The following is a 14,060-nucleotide window of genomic DNA, read 5'->3' on the forward strand; positions in this document are numbered from 1 at the left end:
TTTATAATATAGTATTAACCATATTAATGAAAGAAGATGTAATCTCAAATTTGCTAATTATTAACAAAATGATAATGATTATCACTATTGATTCTTTAAATAATATAATTTTATATAGGTGTATTGTCAATAGTAATTTTGATTGTAAATTTTGCGGAAACAGGTTATATTTTATTGAGAATGATAATCAATGATTAGTAGCTGAGGAGTGAGCACGAATGAATCGAGAAGAATTGTTTGATGTAACCGTGATAGGTGGAGGACCTGCAGGGCTTTATTCAGCTTTTTATAGTGGACTCAGAGAAATGAGAACGAAAATAATAGAATTTCAACCACATTTAGGTGGAAAAATACATGTGTATCCGGAAAAAATGATTTGGGATGTAGGAGGACTATTGCCAGTTACAGGTGATAAGTTAATTGAACAACTTGTACAGCAAGGGTTAACATTTAAGCCAGAAGTTGTATTAGATACAAAAGTGGAATCAATTATTCGTAATCAAGATGGTACTTTTACATTAAAAACAAGTACTGGGGAAGAACACTTTTCAAAAACAGTTATCGTCGCAACAGGAAGTGGTATATTGAAACCGCAAAAGTTATCTATTGAAGGTGCTGAGCGATTTGAAGTATCGAATTTAAATTATACAGTTAAATCTTTAAAGCGTTTCAAAGGTAAAACAGTTATTATTTCCGGTGGAGGCAATTCTGCTGTTGATTGGGCAAATGAATTGGAACCAATTGCGAAAAAAGTGTATGTAACGTATAGAAAAGAAGAATTATCTGGTCATGAAGCACAAGTAAAACAACTTATGAATAGCTCAGCGGAGTGTTTCTTTAATACATCGATTACAAAATTAATTGCTGGTGATAATCATGAAGCGATCGAATATGTAGAATTAACAAATCATGAAACAGGTGAGATTTCTCATTTACCTATTGATGAAGTTATTATTAATCATGGATATGAACGCGACATTACATTATTGGAAAATAGTGAGTTAGACGTTGCAATTATAGATAATTATTATATTGCAGGTAATGCAAATAGTGAGTCTTCAGTAGATGGATTATATGCTGCTGGAGATATTTTAAAGCACGAAGGGAAACTACACTTAATTGCAGGTGCATTCCAAGATGCTGGAAATGCTGTGAATAAAGCAAAGCAATTTATCCAACCAGATGCAAGTGAGTACGGAATGGTTTCTTCTCATAATGAAGTATTTAAGAAGAGAAATCGCGAACTGATTAAGCAGATGATGAAATAATAAGGAACAAGTATACCCCCACATACTTCTCTATTCAAATGGATGAGAGATGTACGTGGGGGATTTCCTGTTTACTATATTTTCAATCATTATAATGACACCGGTTTCATCAGTTCATATCATATGAACATTTTATTGGTAAAGCATCCTAGAAAACAATTTAGCTATGTTTTGCTTACGCAGAACATGGCTAAATTACGCTGTCCCTTTAGCGCGTTCATTAGGAAATGGCATATTTAGTATAGAAGCAATATACTGTTTTCCATGCATTCGAGCTAATGATTCTAATATTTGGCGAACACGTTTTGTAAGATGACCTTGTTTTTTGATGGCTTCACAATATGCGTCATAGAAAGCATATTTAGCCCAAAGGAAATCATCTTGTTGGAATAAGAAATGATTTTTGTACCATTCACCAATTGTATGATAACAATTGTTTTCATGTATTGCTGTGCTTTGAGAAAGAAAACGATCAGATAAAGATACATTCAAATGAGAAATTGTGTTTTCTGTTTCAACTTGTAGTGTTTTTTCTAACATTGTAATGATGTGACGAGTAGCCATATGTTAACTCTCCTTTGTGTAAATGGGTAATACCATTCTATATTTAAAAAATTCTTACTATATAATACTATACAATATATGGAATGCATCTACCTGCTTTTTGAACTGCATTTACAAAATCTTTTTTATTTGTTTACAAAAATAAAGTAAGATACAGTATAGATGAAAAAATAATAAAGGAATGAACACATTGTATATAACAGTAGAAGAGACTGCGGAGTATTTGAATTTACCAAAATCGTATATTGAAGAGTTAATTCAGCAAAAAAAAATTCGTGCGCTATTCGATGGAGAGCAATATTTAGTAAATAAAGAACAATTTAATACACATTTAGAACAAATGGAGAAATATAAGCAATTAGTGGAAGAAATATTGAACGAACCAATTCCAGAAGATATGGATGTTAAAGACGAAGATTAAACTATGGGAAATCCCTTATGAAGATATGCAGAAATGTATCTTCATAAGGGATTTTTTGTTTGAAGATATCAAAAATATAAGGAGTTCTTAGCCTTTCTTCAAATTTTGATAGGTAGTAGTCTACCATGTTAAAAGCATATTTTTTTCTAGCTAGGACAAACATAGAGAACGTAACCTGTACAGATACATATACTATCAGTGCAAAAGCTTATAAATTAATGGAAGGGGTTTTCTCGTGAGTATATTTCATTGTGATTTTTTGAAAGACTTAATTGGATCTTTTGTGAGAGTAAACAGGGGTGGTCCAGAATCTCAAAAAGGAACAATAATATCAGTATGTCCGGACTACTTCGTATTGCAGAATGAAAAAGGTGAACTGTATTACTATCAACTTAGTCATCTAAAAAGTATTACAAAAAATGCGAAAGACTGTGGATCAAGTGATTGCGAATGGGAAGATTGCGAATGTGCAGAAGACTTTGAAGCACTACTGCAAACTTTCAAATATTGCTGGGTGAAAATTAATCGCGGTGGTCCAGAGAAAGTGGAAGGCATTTTACAAGATGTTTCTTGTGACTTTGTGACAGTAATTGCAAAAGAAGAAGTTATATTAATTGCAATAAAGCATATTAAAAGCGTTAACTATAATGCATTAGCATGCGGAGAGAGCGATGAGAGCGACGATAGCAGCAGTAAAGAAAGTAGTAGCAATAATTCAGGTCGCGCTCGTGCCCAAAGACAATCAAGTAGAGGAAGATAATAAGAAAGGGGGATACAAAATTGGAGAACGTATTATGCTGTGACCAAATTAAATGTTTAGTTGGTGAGACTGTAAAAGTAAACCTTCGTGGACCAGAAAGTCGAGTAGGTGAGCTCGTATCGTTAGGCAAAGATTATCTAACGTTACAATTACCTCATGGTGAATTAGTGTATTACCAGTTAAAACATGTGAAGAGTCTAGTTAAGAAAGTGAAAGAAAGTAAATGTGGCGATTGCTATAGTTCATGTTTCTGCTCTGATGAGGATACTTTTTTAGATATATTAAAAGACTTGAAGTATAAGTGGGTAAAAATTAATCGTGGCGGTCCAGAGTGTGTGGAAGGTTTATTAAGTGAGGTACACCATGACTGTATTACACTAGTAAACTGTGATGAAGTTATTTATGTAATTAAGTCTCATATTAAGAGTGTGAGCCAAGTAGTTAAATGTAAAAAGAATGAAGATGAATAATGTTTAATAAATAAGAGGGGCATTATGAGGGAAAGAGAAGAACAATTTCTTATTTCGATAGTATGAAAAGGAATTACTTACTATTAAAACAGAACTTTGCCCTGATTATTTTTTTAGAAATGGAAGACAGGTAAGAAGAAATTCATAGGAAGGAGGATATAGATGAATGAGTTAAACAAAAGTATTGGAGAAAATATATATGTTAAATTAATCGGTGAAAAAAGGTTTAAAGGTGTATTAATAGATGTAGGAAATGATATCATTGTTCTTTACAATGGACAAGACTATGTATATATATCTTTATATCATGTACAATACTATAAATTTTTAAGACCATATGACGAAGAAATATTAAAACCAGATGTTGATTCTGTAATTAAGAGAGAATCCCCTTCCATTTCTTTGAGAAAAGTATTAAGTACTTCTAAAGGAATTTTTACAGAAGTTTATGTAGCAGGAAGTGCTCCAATACATGGTTATGTTACAAGTGTGATGAATGATTATATTGTTTTTTATAGTCCGGTTTATAAAACGGTATATATATCTTTAAAACATTTAAAATGGTTAATTCCGTATAAAGAAAACCAAGTGCCGTATGACCTCAATAAAAATGAACTCCCCGTAAATCCGTTAAATATTACGTTAGCTCGAACGTTTGAAGAACAACTTATTAAAATGTCTGGCAAAATCATGGTGTTCGATTTAGGTGAGGAATCTAATAAGATCGGAAAGATGGCGAAGATTGATGAAGGGCATATTGAAATATTAAAAGCACGTGATGCGAAAATGTATGTAAATATTCAACATGTAAAATCTGTCCATTGTCCGTAAGCTAGTTGAAAGGGCTGGCTTTTTCTTTTATATGCAGAAGAAAAGGTCGAGCCTATTTGTTTAGCTCGATTTGAATATGAGGGGAAAAATGAATTGAATATAAATATATTATGGTGTGATTTTTTAAAAAAATTTTGTACTAATTTATAAAGAAATGTGTACGAGCTATCTTTTTATGTATTCAATTTATTTTTTGAGAAGGAGCTGCTCAACTAATTTATTAAAGGAGTTTTGTTGGTGGAGCAGTTTCTAAATCCGTTATCGATTACATTACTTGGTAGTGCTGGTGGAGCAGCAAAAGCAGTTTTAGCAATTTTAAATCAAGCGATAGCAAATGAAAAAGATCCAATTTATGAAGTATTAAAGAATGCCAAATTTCATTTGGTGGATATAAAACAAAAAGATAGGACTTATTATGATGAGTTGTTTTCGAATTTGAAAGGTCAATTATATTTATATGAGATAAACCTTCAAAATGTAGTGGAATTTAAAGAACATTTAAAAGAAAAAAGTACGAGTGTTGTGATTGATGTTTCAGGGGCAGATACAATTAGAGTATTAAGCTGCTGTAATGAATTAGGAATTTGCTATATTAATTCAGCCTTGGAAAATGAAGCAGTAGATCAGGACGACAGCTTAATCGGCTTTCAGCTTACGGAAAGATATACAAGGTTTGAGAAGGAGAAAGAGAAATTTACAAATACAAAAGCGATTATAGGTTCAGGTATGAATCCAGGTGTTGTTCAATGGATGGTTGTTGAGCTTATGAAGGAACGACCAAATGAAAGGCCAAGAGCATGTTATATTGTAGAACATGACACATCATTTTTGAATGATACAGCACTTATAAAGCCACATACACTTTATGCTTCATGGGCAGTAGAGCGATTTTTAGATGAAGCGATCTGGAGTTATCCGATGTATATGAGTCATCATCGTCCTCTTTACTTTTATGAAGATGTATATTCTTCAGAGTATAAAGTGAAGTTAGGAGAAAAAGAATTCTATGGTTGTTTAATGCCACATGAGGAAGTATTAATTTTAGGGAAAAACTTTAATATGGAAGTTGGTTTTCTTTACCGAATTAATGAGTATACAACAAATATAATTAGACAGAACTTAGATCAAGTAGAAGATTTATGGAACTGGAATCGTAAAGTGTTTAATCCAGCGGAAGAAGAGGTTGCTGGAGAGGACTTGGTGGGTGTGTTACTCGTTTATGAAAATAGTGAGACATATATGTATAATGTGATGAATAGTAGCAAGGTTTTTCGTAAATATAAAACGAATGCAACGTATTTTCAGGTAGGGTGCGGGATTTATGCGGGCCTGTCCAGTTTACTTTTAGATCAATTTGAACAAGGTGCTTATTACGTCGAGGAGTTGTTATTAAATACAGAAAGTAAGTACGGTGAGTATTTAAATTTATATATGAAGGATTTTGTAATGGGGCATAATAATTTTACGGATGGATTGCTACATGACAGGGTAAGATGGATGTAAGTTGTTACTAAAAGGAAGGAGAGATCTCCTTCCTTTTAGTATTATAAGGTTAAATATTGCCCTGAAAGCAATTTCATACTTATACTTTAAGGAGAATAACAATGAAAGTTTTTTGTATCGATCAAGGGGAGTTTTTATATGAATAAATACAAGAGCTTGATTTATGAAGAAAGAAGAGCCTTAAAGGTATTTATATTATTATTCTATATTATATTCTTTTCATATGACGCTATATATTATTTTGTATATCCTGCTATGAATATTAGTGGAACAGCGGTAGGTTGGCCAGAAGGTAGTCTTGGGATAGGTGTGCCTATATTTGTAATGGCATTATTACCTATTTCTATATATCTTCAAAAAAGAGGATATGTATATTCTGTAAAATATTTATTTTTATTTGGGTACATGTTTATCAATCTTGTTAATAATTTAATGATTTATTTGCGAACGGATAGACCTTTTGAACATGGCAGTATGGTAGAAATGTTATTAATTTTATTTGCCCCAGTTTTCGTGAATAAAAAATACTTTTATTTAGTGTCCTTTAGTGTAATTGGAAAGTACGTATTTTTCACATTGCTATTACAAGATTTAAAAGTGATAATTCCACTTGTTTTATGTGTATTTTATTTCATTATTTCACATTCTTTATTAAAACGATTTAAATCTTATGTAAGAACAGTGGTTGAAATGATGAACAATATGAAAGAGACGGAAAATTTAGCTGTGATTGGGACTATGTCTACAACAATTGCCCATGAAATTCGAAATCCGTTAACAGCGTTAAAAGGATTTACGCAAATGCAAAAAGAAAGAAATCCAACTGATACGATGAGCTACGACATTATGCTACAAGAAATTGAAAGAGTCAATGGATTTGTTAGTGAATTAATGTTGTTAGGAAAACCAAAGCCAACAAATTATGAAAGGTGTAATATACGAGACATCCTTCTATATGTTGTGCATCTAATGGAAAGTTATGCAATGCAATATAGAGTTAAATGTTATTTACAAGTAGATGGGAATTTACCAACTATAAACGGTAATGATAAGCAATTAAAACAAGTGTTATTAAATATCATTAAAAATGGAATAGAATCAATGCCAGAGGGTGGAGAAATCCATATCCGTGCATATCAAAAAACGCAAGGATATTTGTGTATTTCTGTTGAAGACCAAGGATTTGGTATAGAGAATGAGAAGTTAGAAAAAATCGGCAAGGCGTTTTACACAACAAAGGAAACTGGTACAGGACTTGGATTAATGATTACATATAAAATTATTAAGGAACATCAAGGGAGTATCACAATCCAAAGTAGTATAGGAGTAGGAACAAAAGTAGAAATTTTTCTGCCGACCGTTTAATGTATTGGGAGAAAAGATTTTTCAGAAAAGTGTTCTTGTTGTGTAAATATAAACATTTTATAAAATGTTTCAAGAAGGGTTTTTTTTATAAAATACTTCGTTTATAATGGAGGAAAATATCGACATGAGATTGATTGCTCATGTAGCGGTTCAGTAGTGTTATGAAAAGATAAGAAGGGGTGCACGCGCATCCTTTTTTCTATGCAGATATTATGAAAGAGGTGGTATGATGGAATTAACATTAAATTCGACTGTATGTTTACACACGATTCAATTTCGAAAAGAGCAAAAGAATTATATTGTAAAAGATACAATTACAGGAGAAAAATATGAAATGCCGCCACTTTGGATTGATGCATTGGCAATGATGCGTGACGGTTTTTTATTGGGGGAAATTGAGGAGAAATTAAAAGAAGAGTATCCATCCGAAGAAGTGAATATGTTAGCATTCACGAAGCAACTGTTAGAACTAGAACTTGTTGAAATGGTAGATGGGGAAGAAATAGCTTGTACAAAGAAGAAAGAGAAGGATTATTTAGCTTGGTTACGTCCCCATGTTGAGCAATTCTTTCTTAATTTAAATAAAAAAAATAGAAGCAAAGGTCAATGATGATCTTTGCTTTTTTGTATAGTTTGTTTAAAAAATTACAGCGAATGCTCTTGCGAAAGCACCGTCGCTATCTTTAATTTTTAAAGGTGCTGCTGAGAAGAAGAAACGTTTCGTGTGAATGGCATCTAAGTTTGTTAAGTTTTCGATTAAATAAATATTATTCCCAAGTAGTATGTGATGAATTGGTGATGTTTCTGTCGTTACCTCATCAGGAGAAATAAAATCTAAACCGACAGATTTTACTTTTAATTGTACTAGTTCCTCGGCTAATTCTTCAGAAAGATAAAAAGCTTCTTTCTCATACGCCTCTGTATTCCATTTAGTAGATAGATTGGAATGGAAAATAACAATATCTCCTTCTCTTATATCAGCATCGTGCAGTACTTCTTTAGGTAGTTTTCGTTCTTGTACATGAGTTACATCAATAAGAATCGCTTCGCCTACAAATTGATTTAGGGGTAATTGATCGATAGTCGTTGCGCCTGAAATAAAATGCGCAGGAGCATCACAATGCGTGCCAACATGAACGACAGAATGAAAATCTGTAACTTGATAGCCTGATTCTTCAACACTTGTAACAGCTTCTAGTTGTATTTTAGGTGTTCCAGGAAATTGAGACATATTATTTTCAAATGTTTGCGATAAATCAATTACTTTCATTTTACATACCTCCAATATATGTTTTTCAAATAATAAAAAGCTCACCCTTCAATATCAAGAAAGGTGAGCTTTACATGCTAGTTGAATTTTATCTTCCAAAATGCAATGCATTTTGCAGGAATTAGCACCTATTCAGTTTGTATAAACTGAGGTTGCTGGGCTTCAAAGGGCCGGTCCCTCTGCCTCTCTTGATAAAGAAGTATTTAATTTTAAAACCGGAATTTTCCGATAGTTAAATTGTAATTCATTTCCTTTTTGCGTGCAATACAAAATAGGTATTCACCCAAATAAAGCTACGCGCATATTGTAGCTTATGTAAATAGAATGCTGCGAAGGAGTGAGTGCAGTGACAGGAAATGTATTGAATTATTATGCTGGTGGTAATACAGCTAGGGGATTTCATAATTTATATGAAGAGAATTTAAAAGGGTTAGACAGATTATTTATCTTAAAGGGTGGTCCAGGAACGGGGAAATCTTCTTTAATAAAGGCAATCGGTCGTGAATGGGTTGAAAAAGGATATGATATTGAATTTTTACATTGTTCTTCTGACAATAAATCGGTTGATGGTGTAATTATCCCAAAATTAAAAGTAGGAATTGTTGATGGGACATCACCACATGTAATTGAGCCCAAAATGCCAGGAGTTGTTGAAGAGTATATAAATTTAGGAATTGCTTGGGATTCAGATAAACTAAGGAAGCAGAAGTTAGAAATTGAAAGATTTGTTTCAGAAGCAAGCAAAGCTTTTCAGTCTGCTTACGCATGTTTTAAAGAGGCATTGCTTATACATGATGAGTGGGAGAAGATATATATTGATAATATAGATTTTAATAAAGCAAATGAATTAACCGATCAGCTAATCCAGAAATTATTTGCAGATAAAAGCGGGAGACAATCGCTTGTAAAACATCGTTTTTTAGGAGCTGCTACACCGAAAGGAGCAGTTGATTTTGTTCCTAATTTAACAGAAGGGTTACCATATCGTTATTTTATAAAAGGGCGCCCAGGCTCTGGAAAATCAACGATGCTCAAAAAGTTAGCTAGGGCAGCTGAAGAAAAAGGGTTTGAAGTTGAAGTATATCATTGCGGATTTGATCCGAATAGTCTTGATATGGTTATCGTAAGAGAATTAGGCTTTGCAATTTTTGATAGCACTGCACCACATGAATATTTTCCAAGTCGCGAGGGTGATGAAATTATTGATATGTATGCCCTTATTGTTACCCCAGGGACGGATGAGAAATATGCGAAGGAAATTCGTGATGTTTCCATTCAATATAAAGCAAAAATGAATGAGGCGATGTCTTTCTTAGCAAAAGCAAAATCGGTTCGTGATAAATTAGAACGAATTTATATTGCTGCTATGGATTTTTCAGTAGTAGATGCATATAAACAGGAGATTCAAAAAGAGTTTGAACGAATTGCTGCTACTGTAATCGAAAAGCAATAATAGAAGTTTCATTGGGCTGTCAGTAATTTCTGACAGTTTTTTTAGTATGTAGTAAAATTGATAGTGTATTGTCGAATTTCCAAGGAAATAATCAAAAAATGGAGATGTTATGAAATGAGAGAGAAAATCGAGTTGGAGTTAGAAAGAATTGAAAAAGAGAATGATGTGAAAATTTTATTTGCGGTGGAATCAGGGAGTCGTGCTTGGGGGTTTCCATCGAAAGATAGCGATTATGATGTTAGGTTTGTTTATATACATCCGGTAGAATGGTATTTATCAATTCATGACAAACGAGATGTAATTGAATATCCAATTAGTGATGATTTAGATATAAGTGGTTGGGATATTAGAAAGGCGTTGCAACTATTCGCGAAGTCGAACCCAGCTTTACTTGAGTGGATTCGATCACCAATTTTTTATTCGAAAAACTCTAATTTTCCAGAACTACTTCAACAGATGAGTGAGAAGAATTTTGATCCAAAAGCAACGATATATCATTATTTACATATGGCTTCGAAAAATTATCGTGAATTTTTGCAAGGTGAGAATGTAAAGCTGAAAAAGTACTTTTATGTATTACGTCCTATTTTAGCTTGTAAGTGGCTAGAAGAGAAAGCAACTTTACCACCTGTAGAATTTGACCGATTGATTACAGAATTATCATTAGAACGTAGCGTATTAGATGAAATTGAAAAGTTGTTAATAAAGAAAAAAGCAGGTACTGAATTAGATGTTGGATTGAAAATTAAGGTGTTGAATCAATTTTTAGAAGAACAAATTCATTACTATGGGCAATACGTGAAAGGTGTTGAAAAGGGGTTAGGGATCGATATTGAGATTTTAAATAAACTATTTCGAGACATGCTGTTTGAAGCATATGAAAAAGAGCACAAGTAAGTTTGTGCTCTTTTTATTTTGTAGGAATAAAGAAAACAGATATAGCTGCGATAAGACCTGCAAAGGAGAATAAGTAAAAATTCCATGATAAGTCATATTGCATTGTCATAATAATACCGACGAGAATAGGGCCAGCAATTGCACCAACTCGGCCAAGTCCAAGTCCCCAGCCTAAGGAAGTAGCTCGGATATGTGATGGGAAGTATTGGGTTACATATGCATTTAATATTTGAGTAATACCGACTGATCCAATTCCAGCAAGACCAATTAAAAGATAAATGATTGTAACAGATGGTTTAATTGTTAATAGTCCAATACATATAGCTGCCATAAGATAGGAGATGCTAATAACGATTTTAGCTCCTATACGATCCGCGATTGCTCCAGCAAATAATGCACCGATAGCGGCAGTAATATTTAGCATAAGTAGAAATGATAAACTAGATCCAAGAGGGTATCCTGCCTGTCGCATCATCTGAGGTAACCAAGTATTTAAACCGTATATTAAAAACATTCCCATTATATAAGTGATCCAAAAAAGTAGCGTTGCTTTTATGTATTCTTTTGAGAATAAAGTAAGAAATCCATTTTTCTTTCGTATATTAGACGGAGTTTGATAAGTTTCATTTTTCGCATAGAATACAATTTGAAAACGATTAAGGATTTGGTCCACTTCTTTTTGGCGATTACGTGATAATAAAAATTGAATGGATTCAGGTAAATAACGAATAATGAAAGGAATGAGGAGTAGTGGAATCATTCCGATGCCAAACATAGTTCTCCATCCGAAACTTTCTAACATAAACATAGACAAAATAGCGCCTAACACGATACCTAAAGGATAGCCAGTAAACATAAGAGCATAAATAAAAGATTGTCGTTTTTTTGGTGAATATTCAACAGTAAGTGCTGAAGCTGTTGGAATAACACCGCCTAATCCGATTCCTCCAATAAATCGAGATAAACCAAATAATTCGGGAGAAGGAGCAAGTGCAGCTAGTCCCATTGTGATAGAAAAAAGCGCTAAACAGCATATAAGCATCCATTTTCGTCCAATTAGATCTGTAATAGTTCCAACTAGAATAGCACCAATAAACATCCCAAATAAAGCATAGCTTGCAATTGTGCCAGCGTAAGCTGGTGAAAGTGCCCAGCTTTTGTCTTCTAGGAGCTTTGGAAGAACGGCACCGTAAATACCTAAATCATATCCATCAGCTAGAATGGCTAGCCAACAAATAAAAACAACAAGTTTTGTAATAGAGCTTGAAAAGATAGTTTCTGTAGATTCTAGATGAGGTGGAGCTGAAGGTTGCATAGTATTCCCCCCTTTTTATTTGTAGATGAATATATTATTTTATTTTATGTTAATATTTTCCTCCCTGTGTCGAAATTTATCTGAAAAGGTTTTATAATCAATAAAGAAGTTCAACAGGAAACCTGTTGAACTTCTTTATTGGTTTACTCATTATCAACTCGTTTTAACGGTTGATCTGCTGGACCTTCAATAACGTCTCCCTCAATTGAAAAGCGGGAACCGTGACAAGGACAATCCCAAGTACAATCACCATTATTCCATTCAACTTCGCAGCCGAGATGTGTACAAGTTGTATCGACGATATGTAATTTTCCTTCTTTGTCCTTATAAGCACCTGCCCGTTTACCGTTAACATGTACGACAGATCCTTCACCAACTTCGAGATCTTCTGGTTTACGTAATGCATTTTCAATCTTTCCTTCAATTAAATGTTTCGCAACATCAATGTTCTGGGAGAGGAACGTTTTTATATCTGGATTTGCATGGAAGCGTGATGGTGCATACAGTTCTTTATAGGGACTGTGGACTTTTAGGATGGAGTCCTTCAGTAGGTGAGCGGCAGCAGTTCCAGTTGTCATTCCCCATTTGCGATATCCAGTTGCAACAAATATATTTGGATTTCTTTCGTTAATATGTCCGATATAAGGAAGCTTATCTAGAGTGATTAAATCTTGTGCTGACCATCTATAAGGAACTTCGTCTATTCCAAAAGTTGCTTCAGCAAAAGAATAGAGTGCTTCATAATGAAGCATCGTATTTATTCCTTGCCCTGTTTTATGACTCTCTCCGCCAATCAAAATTAATTTTTCTCCATTGTTTGTTATATAGCGTAAGGAGCGCTTTGGATCATCAATACTTAAATACATGCCACCTGGATAATCCATTTTTGCTTTTATTGCAAGAGCATAGGAGCGTTCTGCGTACATTCGCGTAAAGAAAAAGCTATTTGCATCATAAAAAGGAAAATGTGAACAAGAGACGACATATTCACAAGTGATATGAAGGCCCTCTTTTGTAATTATTTGTGGATAATCTCCCTTTTCCACATTCATAGCTGTTGTTTGTTCGTAGAGCTTTCCGCCCATCTCCACAAACTTTTCTAAAAGTGTTTTTAAATAAAGAAGGGGATGGAATTGTGCTTGATTTTTCATTACAAGCGCAGATTGTACTGGAATAGGAATCGATAGAGATTGAACATAATCACAAGGTATATTTAATTTTTGATAAGCTTCATATTCTTTCGATAAATTTCTTAATCCGTTATCAGTAGTTGTATATAAATATGAATCTTCATTTGAGAAATTACAGTCGATTTTATATGTTTGAACAGTTTCGTTTATGAATTGTAGAGCCTGATTATTTGATTCATAGTAAAGCCGGGCCTTTTCTACACCGAAATGATTTATTAATTCATCATAAATAAGATCATGTTGTGCTGTTACTTTCGCTGTTGTATGCCCAGTCGTCCCGTTTAAAATACGACCAGAATCAATTAAAACCACATCGATGCCTTCTTTTGCAAGTAAATAGGCAGTGGTAATACCTGTAATACCAGCACCGATAATAGCAACTTTCGTTTTTATATTTTCGGATAAACGAGGAAAAGTAGGAAACTCGGTAGATTCAATCCAATAAGATAGCGGCAGTTGTGGAAATGTATCATTTGTCATTGCGGAAACCTCCTGATTTTAGAACAATTTTCCTTTTAATATTTCCATATTATATGAAAATCATGTGTGTTGTTTTAGAAGAAGTCTATTTTTATTAAAAGAGGATATAAATTATTTTAGTATAATTAATTAGGTAGGGCATTATGAAGAAGTAGGATTTATATAAAACTAAATTCAAGTGATTCTATTTGTTGATTACATAGAGAGTTATTGAATGAGATAGAGTCTATGGCGTTTAAGAAAATGTCTATATATAGTGGATAAAACCTTATG

General features: G+C 33.3%; 14 protein-coding genes and 1 riboswitch. Of the genes, 10 read left to right on the plus strand and 4 right to left on the minus strand.

Annotated elements, in window-relative coordinates; translation table 11 throughout:
* Nucleotides 1-218: 218 nt before the first annotated feature.
* Nucleotides 219-1,268 carry an NAD(P)/FAD-dependent oxidoreductase gene (locus tag AC0OM3_RS25995; protein ID WP_001078297.1) on the plus strand — a complete coding sequence of 350 codons (1,050 nt, stop codon included), beginning with the start codon at nt 219-221 and terminating at the stop codon, nt 1,266-1,268.
* Between the two features lie 195 nt (nt 1,269-1,463).
* Here AC0OM3_RS25995 and AC0OM3_RS26000 read toward each other — a convergent pair whose 3' ends face one another.
* Entirely contained in the window at nt 1,464-1,832 is a 369-nt protein-coding gene (locus AC0OM3_RS26000) for a hypothetical protein (protein WP_000235475.1), read from the minus strand.
* Nucleotides 1,833-2,013: 181 nt separating this feature from the next.
* Between AC0OM3_RS26000 and AC0OM3_RS26005 the strand changes: the two genes are divergently transcribed.
* The 7 genes from AC0OM3_RS26005 to AC0OM3_RS26035 all read left to right on the plus strand — a co-directional run bounded on the left by AC0OM3_RS26005 (nt 2,014) and on the right by AC0OM3_RS26035 (nt 7,792).
* On the plus strand, nt 2,014-2,253 hold the full coding sequence (locus AC0OM3_RS26005; RefSeq protein ID WP_098256805.1) for a helix-turn-helix domain-containing protein: 240 nt from the start codon (nt 2,014-2,016) through the stop codon (nt 2,251-2,253).
* Nucleotides 2,254-2,488: 235 nt separating this feature from the next.
* Nucleotides 2,489-3,013 carry a hypothetical protein gene (locus AC0OM3_RS26010; protein WP_000021529.1) on the plus strand — a complete coding sequence of 175 codons (525 nt, stop codon included), beginning with the start codon at nt 2,489-2,491 and terminating at the stop codon, nt 3,011-3,013.
* A gap of 20 nt (nt 3,014-3,033) precedes the next feature.
* Nucleotides 3,034-3,483, plus strand: a complete 450-nt coding sequence (locus AC0OM3_RS26015) for a PI-PLC domain-containing protein (protein ID WP_000432506.1) — start codon at nt 3,034-3,036, stop codon at nt 3,481-3,483.
* Nucleotides 3,484-3,645: 162 nt separating this feature from the next.
* Entirely contained in the window at nt 3,646-4,314 is a 669-nt protein-coding gene (locus AC0OM3_RS26020) for an LSm family protein (protein ID WP_001004269.1), read from the plus strand.
* A 237-nt stretch (nt 4,315-4,551) separates the two neighbouring features.
* Nucleotides 4,552-5,817: a hypothetical protein gene (locus AC0OM3_RS26025; protein ID WP_000434668.1), complete on the plus strand. Its 1,266-nt coding sequence runs from the start codon at nt 4,552-4,554 to the stop codon at nt 5,815-5,817.
* A 138-nt stretch (nt 5,818-5,955) separates the two neighbouring features.
* Nucleotides 5,956-7,182 carry an ATP-binding protein gene (locus AC0OM3_RS26030; RefSeq protein WP_474213233.1) on the plus strand — a complete coding sequence of 409 codons (1,227 nt, stop codon included), beginning with the start codon at nt 5,956-5,958 and terminating at the stop codon, nt 7,180-7,182.
* Between the two features lie 229 nt (nt 7,183-7,411).
* Nucleotides 7,412-7,792, plus strand: coding sequence for a hypothetical protein (locus AC0OM3_RS26035; RefSeq protein WP_000424114.1), 381 nt, complete (start codon nt 7,412-7,414; stop codon nt 7,790-7,792).
* Between the two features lie 27 nt (nt 7,793-7,819).
* On the opposite strand, the gene AC0OM3_RS26040 is transcribed toward AC0OM3_RS26035, so the two are convergent.
* Nucleotides 7,820-8,452 carry a cyclase family protein gene (locus tag AC0OM3_RS26040; protein ID WP_000862984.1) on the minus strand — a complete coding sequence of 211 codons (633 nt, stop codon included), beginning with the start codon at nt 8,450-8,452 and terminating at the stop codon, nt 7,820-7,822.
* 85 nt (nt 8,453-8,537) lie between these two features.
* A riboswitch (SAM riboswitch) is annotated at nt 8,538-8,650 on the minus strand.
* A gap of 148 nt (nt 8,651-8,798) precedes the next feature.
* Between AC0OM3_RS26040 and AC0OM3_RS26045 the strand changes: the two genes are divergently transcribed.
* Nucleotides 8,799-9,905: a PRK06851 family protein gene (locus tag AC0OM3_RS26045; RefSeq protein ID WP_474213234.1), complete on the plus strand. Its 1,107-nt coding sequence runs from the start codon at nt 8,799-8,801 to the stop codon at nt 9,903-9,905.
* A 114-nt stretch (nt 9,906-10,019) separates the two neighbouring features.
* Entirely contained in the window at nt 10,020-10,802 is a 783-nt protein-coding gene (locus AC0OM3_RS26050; protein ID WP_001208239.1) for a nucleotidyltransferase domain-containing protein, read from the plus strand.
* A 13-nt stretch (nt 10,803-10,815) separates the two neighbouring features.
* On the opposite strand, the gene AC0OM3_RS26055 is transcribed toward AC0OM3_RS26050, so the two are convergent.
* Nucleotides 10,816-12,117, minus strand: a complete 1,302-nt coding sequence (locus tag AC0OM3_RS26055) for an MFS transporter (protein ID WP_001183097.1) — start codon at nt 12,115-12,117, stop codon at nt 10,816-10,818.
* Between the two features lie 143 nt (nt 12,118-12,260).
* Nucleotides 12,261-13,787, minus strand: coding sequence for an FAD-dependent oxidoreductase (locus AC0OM3_RS26060; protein WP_474213235.1), 1,527 nt, complete (start codon nt 13,785-13,787; stop codon nt 12,261-12,263).
* Between the last annotated feature and the right edge of the window lie 273 nt (nt 13,788-14,060).

The organism is Bacillus sp. FAU20 (assembly GCF_056033865.1).